Source organism: Citrobacter sp. CK185, from assembly GCF_030333565.1.
Taxonomy (GTDB): domain Bacteria; phylum Pseudomonadota; class Gammaproteobacteria; order Enterobacterales; family Enterobacteriaceae; genus Citrobacter_B; species Citrobacter_B koseri.
In genome coordinates this window covers 71,485-93,433 of record NZ_JAOWFR010000022.1, presented here as the reverse complement: position 1 = coordinate 93,433, position 21,949 = coordinate 71,485, and the positions used below count along the sequence as shown (strand labels likewise).

At 55.0% G+C, this 21,949-nt stretch carries 24 protein-coding genes; 9 read left to right on the top strand and 15 right to left on the bottom strand.

Features of this window, described 5'->3' with window-relative positions:
• Positions 1-5: 5 nt before the first annotated feature.
• A complete protein-coding gene (gene mutY / locus OGV79_RS06200; RefSeq protein ID WP_286468162.1) occupies positions 6-1,058 on the bottom strand; it encodes an A/G-specific adenine glycosylase in 1,053 nt (350 codons plus the stop codon).
• Between the two features lie 161 nt (positions 1,059-1,219).
• On the opposite strand from mutY, the gene trmB reads away from it, so the two are divergent.
• The 4 genes from trmB (at position 1,220) to ansB (ending at position 4,266) form a co-directional block, all read left to right on the top strand.
• Positions 1,220-1,939: a tRNA (guanosine(46)-N7)-methyltransferase TrmB gene (trmB, locus tag OGV79_RS06195; RefSeq protein ID WP_024130937.1), complete on the top strand. Its 720-nt coding sequence runs from the start codon at positions 1,220-1,222 to the stop codon at positions 1,937-1,939.
• On the top strand, positions 1,939-2,265 hold the full coding sequence (locus OGV79_RS06190) for a YggL family protein (protein ID WP_012135074.1): 327 nt from the start codon (positions 1,939-1,941) through the stop codon (positions 2,263-2,265). The genes trmB and OGV79_RS06190 overlap by 1 nt, the downstream gene beginning before the upstream one ends.
• Before the next feature lie 52 nt (positions 2,266-2,317).
• Positions 2,318-3,037: a YggN family protein gene (locus OGV79_RS06185; RefSeq protein ID WP_012135073.1), complete on the top strand. Its 720-nt coding sequence runs from the start codon at positions 2,318-2,320 to the stop codon at positions 3,035-3,037.
• Between the two features lie 182 nt (positions 3,038-3,219).
• A complete protein-coding gene (ansB, locus tag OGV79_RS06180; RefSeq protein ID WP_049010789.1) occupies positions 3,220-4,266 on the top strand; it encodes an L-asparaginase 2 in 1,047 nt (348 codons plus the stop codon).
• A gap of 118 nt (positions 4,267-4,384) precedes the next feature.
• Here ansB and hemW read toward each other — a convergent pair whose 3' ends face one another.
• From hemW to OGV79_RS06155, 5 genes are read right to left on the bottom strand one after another with little or no spacing between them, the layout of a single operon-like run.
• Positions 4,385-5,521 (bottom strand): radical SAM family heme chaperone HemW, encoded by a 1,137-nt coding sequence (hemW, locus tag OGV79_RS06175; protein WP_286468161.1) that lies wholly within the window; start codon positions 5,519-5,521, stop codon positions 4,385-4,387.
• On the bottom strand, positions 5,514-6,107 hold the full coding sequence (locus tag OGV79_RS06170) for an XTP/dITP diphosphatase (RefSeq protein ID WP_012135070.1): 594 nt from the start codon (positions 6,105-6,107) through the stop codon (positions 5,514-5,516). Before OGV79_RS06170 ends, hemW begins: the two co-directional genes overlap by 8 nt.
• 7 nt (positions 6,108-6,114) lie before the next feature.
• Positions 6,115-6,405, bottom strand: coding sequence for a DUF167 family protein YggU (yggU, locus tag OGV79_RS06165; RefSeq protein WP_012135069.1), 291 nt, complete (start codon positions 6,403-6,405; stop codon positions 6,115-6,117).
• Entirely contained in the window at positions 6,402-6,968 is a 567-nt protein-coding gene (locus OGV79_RS06160) for a YggT family protein (RefSeq protein WP_012135068.1), read from the bottom strand. Before OGV79_RS06160 ends, yggU begins: the two co-directional genes overlap by 4 nt.
• 18 nt (positions 6,969-6,986) lie before the next feature.
• The gene (locus tag OGV79_RS06155; RefSeq protein ID WP_115625896.1) at positions 6,987-7,691 is read right to left on the bottom strand and encodes a YggS family pyridoxal phosphate-dependent enzyme; all 705 of its coding nucleotides are present in this window, start codon (positions 7,689-7,691) and stop codon (positions 6,987-6,989) included.
• 17 nt (positions 7,692-7,708) lie between these two features.
• On the opposite strand from OGV79_RS06155, the gene OGV79_RS06150 reads away from it, so the two are divergent.
• Complete coding sequence (locus tag OGV79_RS06150) at positions 7,709-8,689, top strand: type IV pilus twitching motility protein PilT (RefSeq protein ID WP_286468160.1); 981 nt, start codon at positions 7,709-7,711, stop codon at positions 8,687-8,689.
• 142 nt (positions 8,690-8,831) lie between these two features.
• Here the strand turns inward: OGV79_RS06150 and ruvX are convergent, their stop codons facing one another.
• From ruvX to metK, 8 genes are all read right to left on the bottom strand, one after another.
• Entirely contained in the window at positions 8,832-9,248 is a 417-nt protein-coding gene (gene ruvX, locus OGV79_RS06145; protein ID WP_114848321.1) for a Holliday junction resolvase RuvX, read from the bottom strand.
• Entirely contained in the window at positions 9,248-9,811 is a 564-nt protein-coding gene (locus OGV79_RS06140; RefSeq protein WP_012135063.1) for a YqgE/AlgH family protein, read from the bottom strand. The genes ruvX and OGV79_RS06140 overlap by 1 nt, the downstream gene beginning before the upstream one ends.
• 176 nt (positions 9,812-9,987) lie before the next feature.
• The gene (gene gshB / locus OGV79_RS06135) at positions 9,988-10,935 is read right to left on the bottom strand and encodes a glutathione synthase (protein WP_012135062.1); all 948 of its coding nucleotides are present in this window, start codon (positions 10,933-10,935) and stop codon (positions 9,988-9,990) included.
• Between the two features lie 12 nt (positions 10,936-10,947).
• On the bottom strand, positions 10,948-11,679 hold the full coding sequence (rsmE, locus tag OGV79_RS06130; RefSeq protein ID WP_047463935.1) for a 16S rRNA (uracil(1498)-N(3))-methyltransferase: 732 nt from the start codon (positions 11,677-11,679) through the stop codon (positions 10,948-10,950).
• Positions 11,680-11,756: 77 nt separating this feature from the next.
• Entirely contained in the window at positions 11,757-12,464 is a 708-nt protein-coding gene (endA, locus tag OGV79_RS06125) for a deoxyribonuclease I (RefSeq protein ID WP_012135060.1), read from the bottom strand.
• A gap of 94 nt (positions 12,465-12,558) precedes the next feature.
• The gene (locus OGV79_RS06120) at positions 12,559-13,056 is read right to left on the bottom strand and encodes a SprT family zinc-dependent metalloprotease (RefSeq protein ID WP_286468159.1); all 498 of its coding nucleotides are present in this window, start codon (positions 13,054-13,056) and stop codon (positions 12,559-12,561) included.
• Between the two features lie 158 nt (positions 13,057-13,214).
• Positions 13,215-14,609, bottom strand: coding sequence for a galactose/proton symporter (galP, locus tag OGV79_RS06115; protein WP_060815922.1), 1,395 nt, complete (start codon positions 14,607-14,609; stop codon positions 13,215-13,217).
• A 417-nt stretch (positions 14,610-15,026) separates the two neighbouring features.
• Complete coding sequence (metK, locus tag OGV79_RS06110; protein ID WP_012135057.1) at positions 15,027-16,181, bottom strand: methionine adenosyltransferase; 1,155 nt, start codon at positions 16,179-16,181, stop codon at positions 15,027-15,029.
• Positions 16,182-16,596: 415 nt separating this feature from the next.
• On the opposite strand from metK, the gene yqgG reads away from it, so the two are divergent.
• The 4 genes from yqgG (at position 16,597) to speB (ending at position 20,099) form a co-directional block, all read left to right on the top strand.
• Complete coding sequence (yqgG, locus tag OGV79_RS06105; protein ID WP_269475138.1) at positions 16,597-16,734, top strand: small protein YqgG; 138 nt, start codon at positions 16,597-16,599, stop codon at positions 16,732-16,734.
• A 97-nt stretch (positions 16,735-16,831) separates the two neighbouring features.
• Positions 16,832-16,963 (top strand): acid stress response protein YqgB, encoded by a 132-nt coding sequence (yqgB, locus tag OGV79_RS06100; RefSeq protein ID WP_047463939.1) that lies wholly within the window; start codon positions 16,832-16,834, stop codon positions 16,961-16,963.
• Positions 16,964-16,971: 8 nt separating this feature from the next.
• Complete coding sequence (gene speA, locus OGV79_RS06095) at positions 16,972-18,948, top strand: biosynthetic arginine decarboxylase (protein ID WP_024130934.1); 1,977 nt, start codon at positions 16,972-16,974, stop codon at positions 18,946-18,948.
• A 230-nt stretch (positions 18,949-19,178) separates the two neighbouring features.
• Complete coding sequence (gene speB, locus OGV79_RS06090) at positions 19,179-20,099, top strand: agmatinase (protein WP_012135054.1); 921 nt, start codon at positions 19,179-19,181, stop codon at positions 20,097-20,099.
• A gap of 38 nt (positions 20,100-20,137) precedes the next feature.
• On the opposite strand, the gene OGV79_RS06085 is transcribed toward speB, so the two are convergent.
• Positions 20,138-21,406: an OprD family outer membrane porin gene (locus tag OGV79_RS06085; protein WP_012135053.1), complete on the bottom strand. Its 1,269-nt coding sequence runs from the start codon at positions 21,404-21,406 to the stop codon at positions 20,138-20,140.
• Positions 21,407-21,949 lie beyond the last annotated feature (543 nt).

Sequence of the window (21,949 nt, the reverse complement as noted above, 5' to 3'; positions counted from 1 at the left end):
GGTGCTCAAACCGGCGCGCCAGTACGTAACTGCTGTAACAAACGCTCCACGGGGGCCGCCAGTCCGACCGACGGCGGTTGCGCTAAGTTATACCAGAGCGCGTTGCCTTCATCCATGCACTCGGTGAATGAAGACACGGGAAGCCACATAGGCACAATATCTAAGTGGAAATGGCTAAACGTGTGGCGAAAAGCATTAAGTTGACAGAGATTATCGGCCTGAATATGCCGTTGCGCCAGCCACTGACGCAAGTCATCTTCATCCTCAAACTGAGGAAAACAGTATAATCCGCCCCATAAGCCGCTCGGCGGACGCTGCGCCAGAAACACGTCGTCATTATGCTGCAACAGCAAAAAATAGCCTGTACGCTCCGGCAGCGTCTGTTTTGGCTTCTTACCGGGGTACAGCGACCAGCTCTCGTTCGCGGCGGCAACGCAGCCATTCTGGAGCGGGCACAGCGAACATTTCGGCCTGGAGCGCGTACACACCATAGCGCCTAAATCCATCATCGCCTGGTTAAAACGCGCCACGCCGTTGGCAGGCGTAACCTGTTCGCTCAGATCCCACAGCCGTTTCTCAACCTCTTTTTTCCCCGGCCAGCCGCTGACAGCATAGCAGCGTGCCAGCACGCGTTTAACATTGCCGTCGAGAATCGGAAAATGTTTATCCAAAGAGAGCGAGAGAACCGCGCCGGCGGTGGAGCGGCCTACGCCAGGCAGGGCGGCGACCTCGTCGAACGTTTCCGGGAACCGGCCGCCGTGCCGCGTCGCCACCTGTTGCGCCGCCTTATGCAGATTGCGCGCGCGGGCGTAGTAGCCGAGGCCCGTCCACAAATGCAGAACCTCATCCAGCGGCGCGTTGGCTAAATCCGTCACCGTTGGAAAGTGCGACATAAAACGTTCGAAATAGGGGATAACTGTCGCAACCTGCGTCTGTTGCAACATCACTTCCGAGAGCCATACTTTGTAGGGCGTCTTGTCAATTTGCCAGGGCAGGGTTTTCCGCCCGTATTTATCGTACCAGCCCAAAACCTGAGCCGAAAATTGAGACGCTTGCATGGTCATCGCTTTAAAATTGCTGGGGGCAAGATTGCAGCACAGAGGCAACGAGGTGTAAACCGGAACTTTCCTGTGATCACTCTCTTCCTTTACTTGCATCCGGCAACTAACTTTGGATAATGCCCGTTTTCGGAACTCAATCACAAGCAGACTTAACTTTTATGAAGAACGACGTCATTTCACCGGAATTTGATGAAAACGGCCGCCCGTTGCGCCGAATTCGTAGCTTTGTTCGTCGCCAGGGGCGACTGACGAAAGGGCAGGAACACGCGCTGGAAAACTACTGGCCGGTGATGGGCGTTGAATTCAGCGAAGAACCGGTGGATTTCGCCACGCTGTTTGGCCGCGACGCGCCGGTTACGCTTGAGATTGGTTTTGGTATGGGCGCCTCGCTGGTGGCGATGGCGAAAGCCCGCCCGGAACAAAATTTCCTCGGTATTGAAGTGCATTCGCCTGGCGTTGGCGCATGTCTGGCGTCTGCGCACGAAGAAGGCGTGGGGAACCTGCGTGTGATGTGTCATGACGCGGTTGAAGTGCTGCATAAAATGATTCCTGACAATTCTTTATCGATGGTTCAGCTCTTTTTCCCTGACCCGTGGCATAAAGCGCGTCATAATAAACGCCGTATCGTTCAGGTTCCGTTTGCCGAACTGGTGAAAAGCAAACTGAAGCTGGGCGGTGTGTTCCATATGGCGACCGACTGGGAAGCCTATGCGGAGCATATGCTGGAAGTGATGTCCTCCATCGACGGGTACAAAAACCTGTCAGAGAGTAACGATTATGTACCGCGCCCGGAATCGCGCCCGGTAACCAAATTTGAACAACGTGGTCATCGTCTTGGCCACGGCGTATGGGACTTAATGTTCGAGAGGGTGAAATAATGGCAAAGAACCGTAGTCGTCGTTTGCGTAAAAAAATGCATATCGACGAATTCCAGGAATTAGGGTTTTCGGTTGCATGGCGTTTCCCGGAAGGCACTTCTGAAGAGCAGGTTGATAAAATTGTCGATGACTTTATCAATGACGTTATTGAGCCAAATAAACTGGCGTTTGACGGCAGCGGTTATCTGTCCTGGGAAGGGCTGATCTGCATGCAGGAAATCGGCAAATGCACCGAAGAACATCAGGCGATTGTGCGTAAGTGGCTGGAAGAACACAAACTTGAAGACGTGCGCACCAGCGAACTTTTCGACGTTTGGTGGGACTAATAAAGCATACGGGGCCAGCATTTGCTGGCCCGATTTGTCTTGAGGGAAAGTTATGATGCGCAAAACGCTGCTGGCGGCAGTTCTTTCGTTGACGGCGATGGCCGCACACGCAGATTATCAATGCAGCGTCACTCCGCGTGACGATGTGATTCTCAGCCCGCAAACGGTTCAGGTAAAAGGCGAAAACGGCAACCTGGTGATCGCGCCGGACGGCAACGTAATGTTTAACGGCAAACAGTACACCCTTAGCGCCGCGCAGCGCGAACAGGCGAAAGATTACCAGGCGGAATTGCGCAGCGCGCTGCCGTGGATCGATGAGGGCGCCAGAAGCCGCGTCGAGAAAGGCCGCGTGGCGCTGGATAAAATCATCGCGCAGGAAGTGGGCGAAAGCAGCAATATGCGTGGTCGATTGACCAAGCTCGATGCACAACTGAAAGAGCAGATGAACCGCATCATTGAGCATCGTACTGACGGCCTGACCTTCCACTACAAGGCGATTGATCAGGTGCGCGCCGACGGCCAGCAACTGGTGAATCAGGCGATGGGCGGCATTTTGCAGGACAGCATCAACGAAATGGGCGCGAAAGCGGTGCTCAAAGGTGGCGGTAATCCGTTGCAGGGCGTGCTGGGTAGCCTCGGCGGTCTGCAAACGTCGATTCAGAATGAATGGAAGAATCAGGAAAAAGACTTCCAGCAGTTCGGCAAAGATGTGTGCAGTCGCGTTGTGACGCTGGAAGACAGCCGCAAAGCGCTGGTGAGCAGCCTGAAATAAAACTCTTGTCTATGGCACAGCGCCTGCTGTGCCGTTTTATGTTGTCATACCCCGCCGTTTTGATATCCATCTCTAAAAACCACAAACGTAAAAAGATATTTATCTGGTTAATTGGAAGACGTCACATTATTCATCTTCGACATTGGGATAATGCGTCAAATTCACGTAACTGGAGAAATAACATGGAGTTTTTCAGGAAAACGGTACTCGCCGCTCTGGTAATGGGTTGCAGCGGCGCGGCGCTGGCTTTGCCGAATGTCACTATTCTGGCGACCGGGGGAACCATTGCCGGTGGCGGTGACTCCGCGACAAAATCAAATTATACGGCGGGTAAAGTTGGCGTCGAAAGCCTGGTGGACGCGGTGCCTCAGTTAAAGGATATTGCAGTTGTAAAAGGTGAGCAGGTCGTCAATATCGGTTCGCAGGATATGAACGATGAAGTCTGGTTAACGCTGGCGAAGAAAATCAATACCGACTGCGATAACACCGATGGCTTCGTGATCACCCACGGTACTGATACGATGGAAGAGACGGCTTATTTCCTCGACCTGACCGTCAAGTGTAATAAACCGGTAGTGCTGGTCGGGGCGATGCGTCCGTCGACGTCAATGAGCGCCGACGGCCCGTTCAACCTCTATAACGCCGTGGTTACTGCGGCGGATAAAGCGTCCGCGAATCGCGGCGTACTGGTGGTGATGAACGACACTGTGCTGGACGGCCGTGACGTCACCAAGACCAATACCACCGATGTCGCCACCTTCAAGTCTGTGAATTACGGGCCGCTGGGCTACATTCACAACGGTAAAATCGATTATCAGCGTACGCCAGCGCGCAAGCACACCACTTCCACGCCGTTTGACGTTTCTAAGCTGACTGAGCTGCCGAAAGTCGGGATTATTTATAATTACGCGAATGCGTCCGATCTGCCGGCGAAAGCGCTGGTGGATGCGGGTTACGAAGGGATAGTGAGCGCGGGTGTGGGTAACGGCAACCTGTACAAAACGGTTTTCGATACGCTGGCGACTGCTGCGCATAAAGGCACGGTTGTCGTGCGTTCTTCTCGTGTACCGACTGGCGCCACCACGCAGGATGCTGAAGTCGATGACGCGAAATACGGGTTTGTCGCTTCCGGTTCGTTGAACCCGCAAAAAGCGCGCGTGCTGTTGCAACTGGCGCTGACGCAAACCAAAGATCCGCAACAGATCCAGACGATGTTTAATCAGTATTAATCGGTGAAGGTGGCTGCGCTTATCGCCCTAACCCTGTAGGCCTGATAAGCGCAGCGCCATCAGGCAATTTGCCGGATGGCGGCTCAAGGCCTTATCCGGCCTACATCTTCCCCCGCCATCACTCCGCCAGAAACAGCTCCAGAAGGGAGTTTAAAAACAGCTTGCCGTGTTGGGTAATCTGCCAGTGCTGCTCGCATTCGGTGAGATACCTCTGGGCGATGGCCTCGTCGAGCTGCTTACGAATTACCGCTTCGGCAAGCCCGGTATACTGCGTAAACTCTGCCCGGGGAGCCGCTTCCAGTAACCGAAAACGGTTCATAAAGAACTCAAACGGCTTGTCGGCCTGTTCGACATCACGCTGGCTTTCCAGATAGCGCCCCTGCATATAACCGCGCGGGTGACGCGTTTTGGTGGTGCGCAGGATGCGCCCGTCCGGGAAGGTCACTTTACCGTGCGCGCCGCAGCCAATTCCGAGGTAATCGCCAAAGCGCCAGTAGTTCAGATTGTGCTGACACTGATAACCCGGCCTGGCATACGCGGAGGTTTCGTACTGCTGATAACCTGCCGCCGTCAGCAACTGGTGGCCTTGCTCGAAGATATCCCACAGCGCGTCATCGTCTGGCAATACCGGCGGGCGTGAGCCGAACAGCGTGTTAGGTTCGATAGTCAACTGATACCACGACAGATGCGGCGGATTGAGCGCGATGGCCTGGCGCAGGTCGCCCAGCGCCTCTTCCAGCGTTTGATCCGGCAGGCCGTGCATCAGGTCCAGGTTGAAGCTGCGCAGCCCCAGACTGCTCGCCAGATTCGCTGCCCGCTTCGCCTCTTCCGGGCCGTGAATGCGCCCGAGGCGTTTTAGCTTCGGTTCACTAAAACTCTGCACGCCGATGGAGATACGGTTTACCCCGGCGCGTTGGTAATCAACGAAACGGTCGGCCTCTACCGTCCCCGGATTCGCCTCCATCGTGATTTCTGCATCCGCCGCCAGCGGCAGGCGCGCCCGCACGCCGTCCAGCAGCGTTTGCATTGCCGGGCCTGAGAGCAGGCTCGGCGTACCGCCGCCAATAAAAATGGTCTTTACTTCGCGTCCCTGCGCATATGCCACGTTGGTATCGAGATCGCTCAGCAGGTGCTGAACATAATCATCGTGCGGCACTTCGCCTTTCAGCGCATGCGAGTTGAAATCGCAGTACGGGCATTTCTGCACGCACCACGGGATGTGAATATAAAGACTCAGCGGCGGCAGCTTAACCATTGCGTAAGGCGTCCAGCAGCAGCTTCAGCGCCTGCCCACGGTGGGAGATCGCGCTTTTTTCTTCACGGGTTAACTCAGCTGCCGTTTTACCTTCAGACGGAACAAAGAAAATAGGGTCATAGCCGAAACCGCCATTGCCCGCCGCTTCGCGGGTAATCATTCCTGGCCAGCTTCCGTGGCACACCAGCGGCGTCGGGTCTTCTGCATGGCGCATGTAGACCAGCACGCAGTGGAAACGCGCCTGGCGCTTCTCATCCGGCACCTCCCGCAAGGTATGCAACAGTTTTTCCAGATTACGCTGGTCGGTGGCGTCTTCGCCGGAATAACGGGCGGAGTAAATACCCGGCGCGCCACCCAGCGCATCAACGGCCAGGCCGGAGTCGTCGGCAATGGCGGGCAGACCGGTAGCTTTTGCGGCATGACGCGCTTTCAGGATCGCATTTTCGATGAACGTCAGACCGGTCTCTTCGGCTGAATCAACGCCCAGTTCGGTTTGCGCGATGACATCAAGCCCAAAATCGCTCAACAGTGAGGCAAGCTCACGCACTTTACCGGCATTGCCGGTAGCGAGGACAACTTTTTGCATAGGATACCTAATCAGTTAACGCCGCGATTTCTGGCGGGATCTGTTGCGGATGAATGATTTTAACCTGTTTGTGGCGGCCCAGTTCGCCCTTTTCAATGACGACCTGGCTTTTCGCCACGCGGAATTGTTTGCCAAGAAACTTCACCAGATGGCTGTTGGCCTGGCCATCAACCGGCGGGGCGGTAATGGCGACTTTCACTTCGTCGCCATGTAAACCCACAATACTGTCACGGCTGGCTTTCGGCTGAATATAGAGCCGTAAAATCAGACCGTCAGCGCAGGGTGTAACGGCACTCATAGCGCCATCCACAGCCCCGGCAGCAGCATATTGCCTGTCGCCTGTAAGACTTCAGCGATGCCCATGTTGATAACATACAGCAGCAGAACCAGGATCATCGGCGAGAAGTCGATGCCGCCCATCGAAGGGAGCAGACGACGAATCGGGCGTAGCAAAGGGTCCGCCAGTTGAAGCAGAACGTATTCAATCGGGCTGCGGCCCTGGCTCACCCAGCTCATGATCGCCATCACCAGCAGTACCCAGAAAATCAGCAGGCCGATGGTTTTCAGGACGATAAGTATGGCGGCGATCCAGATAATCGGCTGGAACGTCACGACCATGAAAAGCACTATCGCTTTGATAAAGCTCAGAATAAATGCCAACAGCATGGAGGCGCTATCAATCGGCCCCATTGGCGGAATAATACGACGCAGCGGCCCGATAATGGGTTGAGTCGCTTTCACCACAAACTGTGAGAAAGGGTTGTAAAAATCACAGCGAGCCCACTGCATCCATACGCGCAACAATAGCACCATGGTATACAGTTCAATTACCGTTGAGAGCAGGAAGGTCAACGTCTTCATGGCGTTCCTCAGTTTTCCTTAATTTTTTGTGTAATCACGCGCACCAAAAATAGCGGTGCCGATGCGCACCATCGTGCTACCTGCCGCAATTGCGGCGTCCATATCATCCGACATACCCAGAGAAAGGGTATCAACGCCAGGATAGCGCGTTTTCAGCCCGGCAAATGCTACAGCCATTTGGCGTGCAACTTCAAACTGCCTTACATAATCTGACTCAGGGGCGGGGATCGCCATCAGTCCGCGCAGCCTGATACCGGGAAGCTCAACCACGCTTGCCGCCAGAGCGTCCAGTTCCGTAAGCGGAATCCCGGACTTGCTGTTCTCATCGCTGATATTAATTTGAATCAGCACGTTCAGCGGCGGCAGATCTGCCGGGCGCTGTTCGCTCAGACGGGCGGCGATACGCAGACGATCGATCGTATGGCACCAGTCAAAATGCTCTGCCACCAGACGACTTTTGTTGGACTGCAAGGGGCCAATAAAGTGCCATTGCAGCCCTTCGACGCCGCTTTCTTTGAAGTGGCGAATTTTCTCTACCCCTTCCTGAACATAGTTTTCGCCAAACGCCCGCTGCCCGACCGCGATGGCTTCTGCGATGGCGCTCGCAGGCTTGGTTTTACTCACTGCAAGCAGCGTAACTTCTTCTGAAGACCGCCCGCAACGCGTCGCGGCGGCTGAGATTTTGTCCCGGACATGTGCCAGGTTATGCGCGATATCGTTCATTTTCCGAGGATGTTCGTATGGATATGGAAGAAATAGTGGCCCTTAGTGTAAAGCATAACGTCTCGGATCTACACCTGTGCAACGCATGGCCTGCACGCTGGCGTAAACGGGGAAAAGTGGAAATAGCCCCGTTTAGCAGCCCGAATGTCGAGGTTTTGCTGTCACAATGGCTTAACGACGCGCAGCTCCGGGCGTGGCAGGCGGATGGTCAGCTCGACTTTGCGGTGTCGCTGCCGGGCGGACTGCGGTTACGCGCCAGCGCTTTTCATCACGAGCAGGGCGCATCGCTGGCGCTGCGGTTGTTGCCCACTACGTGCCCGCAACTGGACGCGCTCCAGACGCCAGCCGCGCTACCCGCGCTCCTTGGCGGCGAGAACGGACTGATTCTGGTGACCGGGGCGACGGGAAGCGGGAAATCCACCACGCTGGCGGCAATGGTGGAATACCTCAACCAGCATCTCGATGGTCATATTCTGACGCTGGAAGATCCTATTGAGTACCGCCATACCAGCCAGCGCTGCCTGATTCAGCAGCGGGAGGTTGGCGTACACTGTCGCTCCTTTGCCGCCGGGTTACGCGCTGCGCTGCGTGAAGATCCGGATGTGATTTTATTAGGCGAACTGCGCGACAGCGAGACTATTCGCCTGGCGCTGACGACGGCGGAAACGGGGCATCTGGTATTGGCGACGCTACATACGCGCGGCGCGGCACAGGCGGTAGAGCGGCTGGTCGACTCCTTTCCGGCGCAGGAGAAAGATCCGGTACGCAGTCAACTTGCGGGCAGCCTGCGCGCCGTGTTGTCGCAGAAGCTGGAAACCGACAGGCAGGACGGACGCGTGGCGTTATTCGAACTGCTCATCAACACGCCAGCGGTTGGCAATCTTATTCGGGAGGGGAAGATTCACCAGTTGCCCGGCGTTATTCAGACCAGCCAACAGGCGGGGATGCAGACGTTTGCCCAGAGTCTGCAACAGCGGCAGGCGCAGGGCAGGCTTTAGCGAACGGTTGTGCCGGATGGCGGCCGATGGCCTTATCCGGCCTACAAGCGTGCCCGTAGGCCTGATAAGCGAAGCGCCATCAGGCGTTGATATGGAAGCTAATTTGTCGGTCTTAACGCTGCGCGCCATCAGGCAATTCGCTTCAGTAACCCTGCTCGAAATAGCTTTCGAGGATGATGACGGCCGAGGCGGAATCCACTTTGCCTTTGTTGAGTGCGCGATAACCGCCCTGTTCAAACAGGCCAGAGCGCGCTTCTACGGTGCTCAGGCGTTCGTCATGCAGCGTAACCGATACGCCAAAACGGCCATGAATGCGGTTGGCGAACTTGCGGGCGCGAGCGGTGAGGGGCTGCTCTGTGCCATCCATATTGAGCGGTAGCCCGACAATAATTTCATCCGGCTGCCACTCTTTCAGCAAACGCTCGATAATGTTCCAGTCTGGCGTTCCGTCCTGCGCTTTTATCGCTGGCAGCGCGCGGGCGGTGCCGGTGATGCGCTGTCCTATCGCTACGCCGATACTTTTGGTGCCGAAATCAAATGCGAGTAAGGTTCCGCTCATCAGGCATGCCCCGCCACGCCAGGCATGGTCAGAATATCAATTCCGATTAATTTGGCCGCGTCGCGCCAGCGGTCGGCAATCGGCGTTTTGAACAGAATATTGAGATCGGCAGGGGCCGTGAGCCAGGCATTATCCATCAGCTCTTGCTCCAGTTGACCTTTATCCCATGATGAATAACCCAGCGCCACCAGCACCTCAGAGGGTTGCTCCGGTGTGCCTAACGTCTCCAGCACGTCGCGGGACGTGGTGATCACCGTATTGTCAGAAATACGAATACTGGACGAAAAGCGGGAGGGCGGGGTATGTAAAATAAATCCCCGATCTTCCGCCAGCGGTCCGCCGAGCATTACGGCTTTATCCAGACGAATCGCCGGATCGCGCGGTTCAGGCGTAATCTTCAGTTTTTCCAGAATCCCTTCAATCTGTAGATTTTCCAGAGGCTTATTAATGATAATCCCCATTGCGCCATCTTCATTGTGTTCGCAAATGTACACCACGGAGCGGCGGAAAATTGGGTCCTGGAGAGCAGGCATGGCAATAAGAAAGTGATGCTGTAAATTCATTGTCAGAGGTTCTGTATCCGGGTTCAAAAAAGCAACAGCGTCCAGTATGTGGGGAAAGCGCGAAGATGTCACCCTCTGAAAATAGCTTTGCCGGATGGCAGTTTCGTCTTATCCGGCCTGTGGGGTGAAATTCCAGGCCGGATAAGACGCGAAGGCGTCGTCATCCGGCAACTAATTTACTTCTGCAAACGCGCCTCAATGGCATCCATCAGCATACCGGTAATAGAGACGGGAAATTCCGCTTCGATCTCACGAATACAGGTTGGGCTGGTGACGTTAATTTCCGTCAGACGATCGCCGATGATATCCAGACCCACAAAAATCAGCCCCTTCGCTTTCAGGGTTGGGCCAATGCGGCGGGCGATTTCCCAGTCGCTGTCGGTAAGCGGGCGCGGTTCGCCGCGACCACCGGCCGCCAGGTTGCCACGGGTCTCGCCGCCCTGCGGAATCCGCGCCAGGCAGTACGGAACGGGTTCGCCGTCAACAACCAGCACGCGTTTGTCGCCGTCTTTAATGGCAGGCAGGTAGTTCTGCGCCATGCAATAGCGGGTGCCATGTTCGGTCAGCGTTTCGGCGATCACGCCGAGGTTGGGGTCGCCTTCCTTCACGCGGAAGATAGACGCGCCGCCCATGCCGTCCAGCGGCTTGAGAATGATGTCGCTGTGCTTCTGCCAGAAGGCTTTCAGCTGCGCTTTGTTACGCGTGACCAGCGTTTCCGGCGTCAGGTCGGAGAACCAGGCGGTGAACAGTTTTTCGTTGCAGTCGCGCAGGCTCTGGGGCTTATTGACGATCAGCGCGCCTTTCTCTTCCGCGCGCTCCAGAATATAAGTGGCGTAGATAAATTCGGTATCGAACGGCGGATCTTTACGCATCAGGATGACGTCCAGATCGGCCAGCGGCAGATCCTGCTCGTCGTTGAACGTATACCAGTTGTCATAGTTCTGCTCTACGCTCAGGGTACGCGTGCGGGCGCGAGCCTCACCGTTGATCAAATACAGATCGGCCATCTCCATGTAATGAAGTTCGTAGCCACGACGTTGTGCTTCCAGCAGCATAGCGAAGCTGGAATCTTTCTTGATGTTGATGCTTGCGATGGGATCCATCACGATGCCGAGCTTGATCATTGTTCTTCTCCGTTAGCCCAGATCGCCAAAACGCACCTGTAGCGCGGTAATGGCGGTGAGCGCAGTTGTCTCAGTACGCAGAACGCGAGGTCCTAACAGGATATCAGTAAACTGGTAGCGGGCGGTCATGGCGATTTCATCTGCCGACAAACCGCCTTCCGGGCCAATCAACAGGCGCACGCGCTCCACGGGGAGCGGCAGGGTGTTGATACTGGCGCTGGCGCGCGGGTGAAGGTTCAGTTTCAGCCCCTCGTCCTGTTCGGCGCACCAGGCTTCCAGATCCATTGCCGGGCGAATTTCCGGCACCCGGTTACGACCGCACTGTTCGCAGGCGGCGATAGCGATTTTTTGCCACTGCTGGCGCTTCTTGTTCAGACGTTCGCTGTCCAGTTTAACGCCGCAGCGCTCAGAAAAAAGTGGCGTAATGAGGCTTACACCCAGTTCGATCGATTTCTGGATAGTGAATTCCATTTTTTCGCCGCGCGACATCACCTGGCCGAGGTGAATATGCAGCGGGGATTCACGATCGTCGAGGGTGGCGCTGAGCACTTTTACATCGACGCTTTTTTTGCTGGCGTTGGTTATCTCGGCGTCAAACACCTGATTGCTGCCGTCAAACAGCTGGAGCGCCTGGCCAGGCCCCATACGCAGCACGCGTCCGATATGGTTGGCGGCGTCTTCACACAGGGAGAACTGGCTGCCGGATGTGATGGGTTCAGGGTGATAAATGCGGGGAATGCGCATAATAGAAAAATCCGCGTCATCTCCCCACGCCATCTGATCGCGTGGGGCTGGGTTAAAAATATTCCCGCTAGTGTAGGTTAGCTCTTTTGCGCCTGGCAAGCGCGTTGCACGTATGGATTGTGGTTCCCTTGTACCCTGGCGATGCGTTCGTCGCGCTCGCACTCCCAGTCCGTGACCGGATACAGCTTGTTCCAGGCGTTGAAAAGCTGCGTTTGCTGACGGGAGAGCGTCAGATTGTACTGATCGCGCATATAAAAGTAGGTACGGGCGATCGCACCACGGGCGCGAGCAGGCGGTTCGGCGATTTTTTCCTTGAAATTGACCTTCATGGCGCACTGGCCGTACTGACCTTCGCCGCCATTCCACTGGCTGTACATGAAGTTGCCGCGATCGCCATTCACCTCGCCGACGGCGGGTTGCAGATTGTGCATGTCGCTCTCCATCTTGCGGTAGACAGGATCTTTCGCACAGTTTTTTCGCCCGCCGTCCTGCCAGCACTGACGCTGGTGGCCGAACTGCCAGGCGGGCACGACGTGTTCCCATTCAATGCGGCTGGCGCGGTTTTCATTTTTTCGGACTTTATAGCCGCAGGAGGCGAGATCCACGACGCCTTTTTTACCCTGCCAGTTAATTTTACACCCGCAGTAGAAATCACCGGGAACATCGGCGTTGACTTTGACCCCGGCGGTTTTGGCCTGAGAAAAACTGTTGATGCCTGTAGCCAGCACCTGTCCTGAGAGCATCATCGCCAACAACGCTGCGGCAAAAGAGAAATTACGGTACATCACGAACTCCGTGTCAAAACGAGCCCGCAACGTAGCGAAAGTTGTTCTTGTATGCAATCAGGCAGATCAGAAAAGTTCCTGATTATTCTGGCGATTATTCAGCAATAAGCGGTTCGCCGCAGTGAACGCAGCGGTAGGTGGCTTCACCGCGCACGATGCGATTATGGCGGCGCACGGTGAGCTGATGCTGCTGGCATTTACAGCGGTAGGTAAAGGTATTGCGGCGAACGGATTGCAGTTCAAACTGATGCGTGCGTCTGGCAGGGACGCCCAGTACGCTTTCCATCATCCATTTCCACTCTTTGCCGTGCGGCGCAACCCGGCCAAAATGTTTCCAGACCAGCAAATGCGCCAGTTCATGGGGCACCACTTCATTAACGAACGCGTCGACGTTTTCCATCAATAGCACAGGATTGAGACGGATTTCGTAGGTTTGTAGCCATGCTGTTCCCGCGGTAGTTCCACGTTGTTGATAAACCAGCCTGGGTTCCGGGTAAAGACGTTCCAGTTTGAGATTGGCCTGGGCGAGTTTTTCCCGCAGGCTGCGCATGACGGCTTGCTGGACAGCGATAGGGAGACGGGAGGTTTTCATAACGACAGAGGATAATGGGAGGTGATGGAGACTGCAAGAGGGACGCTTCACCCCGCTAAGTTTTGCCGGATGGCGGCCGACAAACCGCGCTGCGTTCAACTGAGTGCAGTAGGCCCGATAAGCTTACGCCATCGGGCACTTACCGCTAATTATCAGCGTTAGTTGTGAGCGCCGATTTCGCGTAGCTTACGGCCTTTCATCAGGTTACGTTCAATGTGTTCCAGAGAGACGTGTTTGGTTTCAGGAACCAGCCAGATGGTCAGGATGATGAAGAACAGGTTCAGACCGGCATAGACCCAGAAGGTGTTTGCGTTGCCCAGCGTGTTGAGCATGGTCAGGAACGTTGCGCCGACGATCATATTGGCGATCCAGTTGGTGGCGGTAGAGCAGGTGATACCGAAATCGCGGCCCTTCAGCGGCTGAATTTCAGAGCACAGTACCCAAATCAGCGGGCCGGCGCTCATCGCGAACCCGATGATAAACATCAGCAGCATGGCGATAGCGAAGTATTGCGCTGACGGCGAGTGAATGCCGATATGCATCATGGTGCCGAGAGTGCCCATGCCGATAGCCATGACCAGGAAGCCCAGCGTCAGCGTTGGTTTACGCCCCCAGCGGTCTACCAGGCCGATAGCGATAAAGGTGGCCAGCACGTTCGTCAGACCAACGATAACGGTGCCCCACATCTGCTCGGTGGTATTGGTATAACCTGCCAGTTCAAAGATTTTCGGCGCGTAGTACATGATGACGTTCATCCCGGTGAACTGTTGCATCACCTGCAAAAGCACCCCGAGGAACACCGCGCGACGGAAGTTGCTGTTCTCTTTAAACAGCGCCCAGCCGCTCTGTTTTACTTGCAGACTTTCACGGATCTCATCCAGCTCGCGTTTGGCTTCTGCGCTGGTATCGCGCAGGCGCAGCAGTACGCGTTCGGCATCAATAAAGCGACGTTTCGCCGCGAACCAGCGCGGGCTGTCCGGCAGGAAGAACACGCCGATCAGCAGCAGAATGGCCGGAATGATGATCACGCCCAGCATCCAGCGCCATGCGCCGCTGTAGCTGAACGCGGTGTCAGACAGATAGGCGCCAAGAATACCGATGGTGATCATCAACTGGTACATGGAGATCATACTGCCGCGAATTTTCTCCGGCGCGATCTCAGACAGGTACAGCGGGGCGGTGTAGGACGCGACGCCAACGGCCAGGCCTAACAGCACGCGGGAAACGATCAGCACCTCAACGTTAGGCGCGGCGGCGGAAAACAGCGAACCGGCCACAAACAGGATCGCGCCGATCATCAGGCTTTTCTTACGACCTAATTTGAAGGAGAGCCAGCCGCTGCCGACGGCACCGACGGCGGCGCCGAACATCATCGAACTGACCACCCACTCCTGAGTGTGCGCGGTAATCTGGAATTCGTCAGTGATGAAGGGTAAAGCACCGGCGATAACGCCGATATCCAGGCCAAAAAGTAATCCTGCCAGGGCTGCAAGAAAGCAGACAAAAAATGTCATGGCCTTGTTTGAACGCCCCTGTTTTTTATTGTCAGGCATGATGCCTCCGGTTGGGTTGCCAGTTTTGTTGATGCTAAGGGTAGGTGAGTAGCCCGTAAAAATATGTGATTAAAATCACGTTAGTGTAATCGTTTACACTAACATTTTATGGTGAAAGTAATTAATACTTTGAAAACATAGAGGTAAGTGAGGCAGTTTGTATCACGAATGCGCACATTTAAGACTTAACTGAAAAAAATGTAACGTCAGAAGAAAAACGATCATGAAAAAGGATTATTTTCAACGCGTGGCTTATAGAATGGAGAGTAAACGGTTTCATTAATCGTCGGGTGACGGCTATGCCAAAACGACAGAACCCGTAGGCCCGTGCAAGCGAAGCGACTCCGGGCAAAAGATGCGCGCACAAATACAAAAGGCCAGCACGAGGCTGGCCTTAAAAAAAGCAACGTCAGTAAATTACTTCAGACCTGCGGCATCACGCAGCAGCTGCGCCTTGTCGGTTTTTTCCCACGGGAAATGTTCGCGGCCAAAGTGACCGTATGCAGCGGTTTCTTTGTAGATCGGGTGCAGCAGATCCAGCATCTGAATCAGGCCGTACGGACGCAGGTCGAAGAACTCGCGTACCAGCAGGGTCAGTTGTTCAGAAGGCACTTTTTCAGTACCGAAGGTTTCAACCATGATAGAGGTCGGTTCAGCCACGCCGATAGCGTAAGAAACCTGAATCTCACAACGGTCAGCCAGACCTGCGGCAACGATGTTTTTCGCAACATAACGCGCGGCGTAGGCTGCGGAACGGTCAACCTTAGACGGGTCCTTACCGGAGAATGCGCCGCCGCCGTGACGCGCCATACCGCCGTAGGTATCCACGATAATCTTACGACCGGTCAGACCGCAGTCGCCCATCGGGCCGCCGATAACAAAACGACCGGTTGGGTTGATGAAGAATTTCGTCGACGCGTTCAGCCATTCTGACGGCAGGATCGGCTTGATGATCTCTTCCATCACCGCTTCCTGAAGCGATTTCTGGTCAATTTCTTCAGCGTGCTGAGTAGACAGCACTACCGCGTCGATGCCGACAATTTTGCCGTCGTCATACTGGAAAGTGACCTGGCTTTTCGCATCCGGGCGCAGCCACGGCAGCGTGCCGTTTTTACGCACTTCAGCCTGACGCTGTACCAGACGGTGCGCGTAGGTGATCGGCGCTGGCATCAGCACGTCAGTTTCATTGGTCGCGTAACCGAACATCAGGCCCTGGTCGCCCGCGCCCTGTTCCAGCGGATCGGCACGGTCAACGCCCTGGTTGATATCCGGGGACTGTTTGCCGATAGCGCTCAGCACGGCGCAAGAGTTGGCGTCAAAGCCCATGTCGGAATGCACATAGCCAATCTCACGGACCGTGTTACGGGTGATCTCTTCGATATCAACCCATGCGCTGGTCGTGATCTCACCGCCAACTAAAACCATACCGGTTTTAACGTAGGTTTCGCATGCGACGCGCGCTTTCGGATCCTGTTCCAGGATCGCATCCAGCACGGCATCAGAGATTTGGTCAGCAATTTTGTCAGGATGCCCTTCTGATACGGACTCGGACGTAAAAAGGTGTTTTGCCATGTTTTATTTCACCTAAGGAGAATTTGGTTAGCTCAAACTGTTGTGTGGAATAGCCAAAGCAGAGGATTCTACCAAGGCTTGCAGGTTGATGACACTGGCAGTCTGAGTGTTAATCAGTATGGATGGATTAACATCTGGATGGCTATTTTAGGTCACTTCTTCACCCGATTTCCAGTTTTTTTTGAATCAACTCTCGTTGCGTTGAAAACACGACTGGAAATTTTTCAGGACACTGCTGGCAATGTGCGCATTTATGCTTTGCATTTTTCCCCTCTTGTCGGTATAAAACGCGGCGCGCGGCTCATACTAAAAAGCACACGACGGATTCCTCGTGTCGCCACTTCCAGCCGGGCTAAAACGTTGCTTTGGCTTAAAGGCTTGTCTTACGGGGCGGCCGTGGAGGTGATACGAGATAATGAACCGTTGTATTCTGCTGAATCTGTCGCACCGTTCTGGTGTGCGCATGTCCCCCGCAATCTGCATCTCTGCTTTGCATACCTGCCGATGTTATACCCATCTCGGCGCTTCTCAGGACTCCAGAGCCGGTCGGTAACGGAAGACTGAACAAGGGCGCTCTTGTTGAAACAAGAGTTTTCTCGTGGTTTCGCCGAACCGTCATACTTAAGTTCGGTTACGTGTTTTACAATGATATGAAAAAGAAACCGGTCGCGCAGGCGGAGCGTCAGCACTATCTGCTGGAAAATACGTCTGTTTATGGGTTGTTATCGCGTCTACGGATTGCGATAGTAGTCAACTGTTTTACACTTGTTAATAAAATTTGAGGTTCGCTATGTCTGACGACATGTCTATGGGTTCGCCTTCGTCAGCAGGCGAACAGGGTGTACTACGCTCCATGCAGGAGGTTGCAATGAGCTCCCAGGAAGCCAGCAAGATGCTGCGTACTTACAATATTGCCTGGTGGGGCAATAACTACTACGACGTCAACGAACTGGGACACATCAGCGTGTGCCCGGACCCTGACGTACCTCAGGCGCGCGTCGATCTCGCCAAACTGGTGAAAGCTCGCGAAGCGCAAGGCCAGCGTCTGCCTGCGTTGTTCTGCTTCCCGCAGATCCTGCAACACCGTCTGCGCTCCATTAACGCGGCGTTTAAACGCGCGCGTGAATCCTACGGTTATAACGGCGACTACTTCCTCGTTTATCCGATCAAGGTCAACCAGCACCGCCGGGTGATTGAATCGCTGATTCACTCCGGCGAACCGCTGGGGCTGGAAGCCGGTTCGAAGGCGGAGCTGATGGCGGTTCTGGCGCACGCCGGAATGACCCGCAGCGTGATCGTCTGTAACGGCTACAAAGACCGTGAATACATCCGTCTGGCGCTGATTGGCGAAAAGATGGGCCACAAGGTCTACCTGGTCATCGAGAAGATGTCAGAAATCGCTATCGTGCTGGATGAAGCCGAGCGTCTGAACGTGATCCCGCGCCTGGGCGTGCGTGCGCGTCTGGCCTCGCAGGGTTCCGGTAAATGGCAGTCTTCCGGCGGCGAAAAATCCAAATTCGGCCTGGCGGCGACGCAGGTGTTGCAACTGGTTGAAACCCTGCGTGAAGCCGGGCGACTGGACAGCCTGCAACTGCTGCATTTCCACCTCGGTTCGCAGATGGCGAATATCCGCGACATTGCCACCGGCGTGCGCGAATCCGCCCGTTTCTACGTTGAATTGCATAAGCTGGGCGTCAACATTCAGTGTTTCGACGTCGGCGGCGGTCTGGGCGTGGATTACGAAGGAACCCGCTCGCAGTCTGATTGCTCCGTGAACTACGGCCTGAACGAATACGCCAACAACATCATCTGGGCGATTGGCGACGCGTGTGAAGAACACGGTCTGCCGCACCCAACGGTGATCACCGAGTCTGGCCGTGCGGTAACTGCGCACCATACCGTGCTGGTATCGAACATCATCGGCGTGGAGCGTAACGAATATACCGTGCCCACCGCGCCTGCCGACGACGCGCCGCGCGCGTTGCAGAGCATGTGGGAAACCTGGCAGGAGATGCACGAGCCGGGCACCCGTCGCTCGCTGCGTGAATGGCTACACGACAGCCAGATGGACCTGCACGACATTCACATTGGCTACTCTTCCGGGACGTTCAGTTTGCAGGAACGCGCCTGGGCGGAACAGCTTTACCTGAGCATGTGCCACGAAGTACAGAAACAGCTGGACCCGCAGAACCGTGCGCATCGTCCGATCATCGATGAGTTGCAGGAGCGTATGGCGGACAAAATGTACGTCAACTTCTCGCTGTTCCAGTCAATGCCGGATGCGTGGGGTATCGATCAACTGTTCCCGGTGCTGCCGCTAGAAGGGCTGGATCAGGTGCCTGAGCGCCGCGCGGTGCTGCTGGACATCACCTGTGATTCCGATGGCGCGATCGATCACTACATCGACGGTGACGGCATCGCCACCACTATGCCGATGCCGGAGTACGATCCAGAGAACCCGCCGATGCTCGGTTTCTTTATGGTCGGCGCCTATCAGGAGATCCTTGGCAACATGCACAACCTGTTCGGCGACACCGAAGCGGTTGACGTGTTTGTCTTCCCGGATGGCAGCGTGGAAGTTGAGCTGTCTGACGAAGGGGACACCGTGGCGGATATGCTGCAATACGTACAGCTCGATCCGAACACGCTGCTGACCCACTTCCGCGATCAGGTGAAACAGACCGGTCTGGACGATGCGCTGCAACAGCAGTTCCTCGAAGAGTTTGAGACGGGGCTGTACGGGTACACTTACCTGGAAGACGAGTAGCCGCTGATGCCCGGTGGCGCTGCGCTTACCGGGCCTACGAATGTAGGCCGGATACGGCGAAGCCGCCATCCGGCAGAATGCTATACTCACTTGAACCCGTATGAATTAACGGCGATAATTCGCCCCAATAAGCGATTTACGAATCAATCCCTTCCTCGTCGGGTTTAACGACGCGGAGGGGATTTTTTTTCATCTGTTTTTAATGTATCGACTTTAAAAGAGGTCAGGACATGAGCACTTTAGGTCATCAGTACGATAACTCCCTGGTTTCCAACGCCTTTGGCTTTCTGCGTCTGCCGCTGAATTTCCAGCCTTATGACAGCGACGCCGACTGGGTTATCACCGGCGTACCGTTTGATATGGCGACTTCCGGTCGTGCGGGCGGCCGCCACGGCCCGGCGGCAATCCGTCAGGTTTCCACTAACCTGGCCTGGGAGCACAACCGCTTCCCGTGGAACTTCGACATGCGCGAGCGCCTGAACGTTGTGGACTGCGGTGACCTGGTCTATGCGTTTGGCGACGCGCGCGAGATGAGTGAAAAATTGCAGGCGCATGCGGAGAAACTGCTGTCAGCCGGTAAACGTATGCTCTCCTTCGGCGGCGACCACTTCGTGACCCTGCCGCTGCTGCGCGCTCATGCAAAGCACTTTGGCAAAATGGCGCTGGTGCATTTTGACGCGCATACCGACACCTACGCGAACGGCTGCGAGTTTGATCACGGCACCATGTTCTACACTGCGCCGAAAGAGGGGTTGATTGACCCGAACCACTCCGTGCAGATTGGTATTCGTACTGAATTTGATAAAGACAACGGTTTCACCGTGCTGGATGCCTGCCAGGTGAACGATCGCGGCGTGGATGACATCATCGCGCAGGTTAATCAGATCGTTGGCGATATGCCGGTCTACCTGACCTTTGATATCGACTGTCTGGACCCGGCGTTCGCACCGGGCACAGGGACACCGGTGATCGGCGGCCTGACTTCCGATCGCGCCATTAAACTGGTGCGCGGTCTGAAAGATCTGAACATCGTCGGGATGGACGTAGTGGAAGTGGCTCCGGCTTATGACCAGTCCGAAATCACCGCGCTGGCTGCGGCGACCCTGGCGCTGGAAATGCTCTACATTCAGGCGGCGAAAAAAGGCGAATAAGTGCTTCCCCTCTCCGTCATCAGGAGAGGGGTTTTAACTTAAAAGATGTTAAACGGATATTCCACGTAAGCGCGAATCTCGTTGCCGCTGACGTTATAGTCGCTGGCGTTGCTGGACACGCGTAATACGGAATAGCGCAGCTTCAGTTTCAGGTCTTTCGCCATGCCGTCCTGAACCTGGTATTGCACCTGGTTGAACCACTCGTGCTCTTTGCCGTTGCTGGTTGCCGATGTTTTGATGTTATCGCCGCGAACATAAGCGGTTGTCCAGCTCAGCCCCGGTAAACCGAGACCGGCAAAATCCAGTCCATATGACGCCTGCCAGGAACGTTCGTCTTCACCGTTAAAATCAGACCAGTAAGAGTTCGCCAGCCAGATGGTGTTGCCGCCATCGCCGACGCCGCCCTGATCGCGATAGCTGCCGTAGTGATAACCGGTGCTGCCGCTGCTTTGCTGATACGCCACTTTAAAGGTATGAATATCCCAGATATAACTTGCCGCCAGGCTCCAGATGCTGTTGCTGCGGCCAGTATTCAGGCTATCGGCGTAACCGGAATCCAGACGTGAGTTGTAGCCGTTGAAGTCCAGCACCAGCTGCTGTCCGGTGCTGAAAGGCTGTTTGAAGTTCAGCCCCAGATACTGTTTGTTCAGCACATCTTCGACGTGCGAGGCATACAGGGCGCCGCTGAACTGATCGTTAAACTGGTAGCTCGCGCCGCCGAAAGAGAGGCTTTTCAGGCCGCTGTTGTGGCGGTCGTCGCTTTTGCGCTGCTCGTCGGTGAAGTAACCGGCATTAATCTCCAGACCGTCGATCTCTCTGGAGGTCAACATGGTGCCGGTGAAGCTTTCAAACAGCAGACGGGAATCGTCGGCGTAGACGATCGGGAGCTGCGGACGCTGGTTGCCGTAGCTCAGGACGGTGTTGGAGATGCGCATTTTGGCGGTTGCGCCAAATTTTGCCAGATCGGATTTCGCGCGGCCGTCGCTGTCTTGTTTGAAGAAGTCGATACCGCCTGCGCCACTGCGGCCACGGCCGCCGTCCAGACGCACGCCATACTGCGCAATACCGTCAACGCCAAAGCCGATCAGACCTTCGGTATAGCCGGATTCAAAGGTGGCGACAATGCCCTGGCCCCATTCGGCTTTGTCCTGTACGCCACCCTGATAATCACGGTTAATCCAGGCGTTGCGTAAAAAGAGATTTAAATGGCTGTCATTAACAAAACCCTGGCTGTCGGATTGTTGGCTGGCAATGGCAGGCAATGCGGCGAATAAACTTAATGCGATTAACGATATTTCTTTTTTCACTGAGGGAACTTCTCTTTATGGATAATATCAAATTGAATTGCTGCGTTACGGATAGTTACCTGAATAATTATTGATTGCAAACATTTTGTGACAAAGGCTTACAGCCGTTGGCGTGCCGGCCATATCGGGGCTGGACTATTTTATATTTTGTCTGTGGCGTTAAAAAAAGTGATAAAACATGCCGGGGAATATAAATACTAAAATAATCCTCTATCAGAGAATAAAACGTCGAATATATCGCTACTGTTTATATTCTGATATTTAACGTTCTGTGCGCTTAAGTTATCAATTTATGCGTTATAAGAATGGGGGGGAATTACCATTTGAACGCTATTCTGTCTGCCGGGAGAATATTTAGCCAGGAAGATTGTTTCCGTTCACCTGATGTTCAACATTACTCTGAAAACTCAGTACTCGTGAACGTGCAAGGGAGGCTCGCCGCCGCCTCCCTTGCAACCCAGGCTCTCCGGCAAGGAAAATCGCCGCTGCGCGGTTCATTCGCCTTATTCCGTCTGCCTTTCGGGTCGGGGCCGAGCCTGCGTC

Coding starts and splice junctions, on each gene's coding strand:
- speB (WP_012135054.1), top strand. CDS start 19,179: ATGAGCACTTTAGGTCATCAGTACGATAACTCCCTGGTTTCCAACGCC.
- OGV79_RS06140 (WP_012135063.1), bottom strand. CDS start 9,811: ATGAATTTACAGCATCACTTTCTTATTGCCATGCCTGCTCTCCAGGAC.
- OGV79_RS06185 (WP_012135073.1), top strand. CDS start 2,318: ATGATGCGCAAAACGCTGCTGGCGGCAGTTCTTTCGTTGACGGCGATG.
- OGV79_RS06160 (WP_012135068.1), bottom strand. CDS start 6,968: ATGAAGACGTTGACCTTCCTGCTCTCAACGGTAATTGAACTGTATACC.
- rsmE (WP_047463935.1), bottom strand. CDS start 11,679: ATGCGCATTCCCCGCATTTATCACCCTGAACCCATCACATCCGGCAGC.
- OGV79_RS06120 (WP_286468159.1), bottom strand. CDS start 13,056: ATGAAAACCTCCCGTCTCCCTATCGCTGTCCAGCAAGCCGTCATGCGC.
- ruvX (WP_114848321.1), bottom strand. CDS start 9,248: ATGAGCGGAACCTTACTCGCATTTGATTTCGGCACCAAAAGTATCGGC.
- OGV79_RS06170 (WP_012135070.1), bottom strand. CDS start 6,107: ATGCAAAAAGTTGTCCTCGCTACCGGCAATGCCGGTAAAGTGCGTGAG.
- OGV79_RS06155 (WP_115625896.1), bottom strand. CDS start 7,691: ATGAACGATATCGCGCATAACCTGGCACATGTCCGGGACAAAATCTCA.
- mutY (WP_286468162.1), bottom strand. CDS start 1,058: ATGCAAGCGTCTCAATTTTCGGCTCAGGTTTTGGGCTGGTACGATAAA.
- yggU (WP_012135069.1), bottom strand. CDS start 6,405: ATGAGTGCCGTTACACCCTGCGCTGACGGTCTGATTTTACGGCTCTAT.
- yqgB (WP_047463939.1), top strand. CDS start 16,832: ATGAAAAAGAAACCGGTCGCGCAGGCGGAGCGTCAGCACTATCTGCTG.
- metK (WP_012135057.1), bottom strand. CDS start 16,181: ATGGCAAAACACCTTTTTACGTCCGAGTCCGTATCAGAAGGGCATCCT.
- ansB (WP_049010789.1), top strand. CDS start 3,220: ATGGAGTTTTTCAGGAAAACGGTACTCGCCGCTCTGGTAATGGGTTGC.
- yqgG (WP_269475138.1), top strand. CDS start 16,597: ATGAACCGTTGTATTCTGCTGAATCTGTCGCACCGTTCTGGTGTGCGC.
- galP (WP_060815922.1), bottom strand. CDS start 14,609: ATGCCTGACAATAAAAAACAGGGGCGTTCAAACAAGGCCATGACATTT.
- endA (WP_012135060.1), bottom strand. CDS start 12,464: ATGTACCGTAATTTCTCTTTTGCCGCAGCGTTGTTGGCGATGATGCTC.
- trmB (WP_024130937.1), top strand. CDS start 1,220: ATGAAGAACGACGTCATTTCACCGGAATTTGATGAAAACGGCCGCCCG.
- OGV79_RS06190 (WP_012135074.1), top strand. CDS start 1,939: ATGGCAAAGAACCGTAGTCGTCGTTTGCGTAAAAAAATGCATATCGAC.
- speA (WP_024130934.1), top strand. CDS start 16,972: ATGTCTGACGACATGTCTATGGGTTCGCCTTCGTCAGCAGGCGAACAG.
- hemW (WP_286468161.1), bottom strand. CDS start 5,521: ATGGTTAAGCTGCCGCCGCTGAGTCTTTATATTCACATCCCGTGGTGC.
- gshB (WP_012135062.1), bottom strand. CDS start 10,935: ATGATCAAGCTCGGCATCGTGATGGATCCCATCGCAAGCATCAACATC.
- OGV79_RS06150 (WP_286468160.1), top strand. CDS start 7,709: ATGGATATGGAAGAAATAGTGGCCCTTAGTGTAAAGCATAACGTCTCG.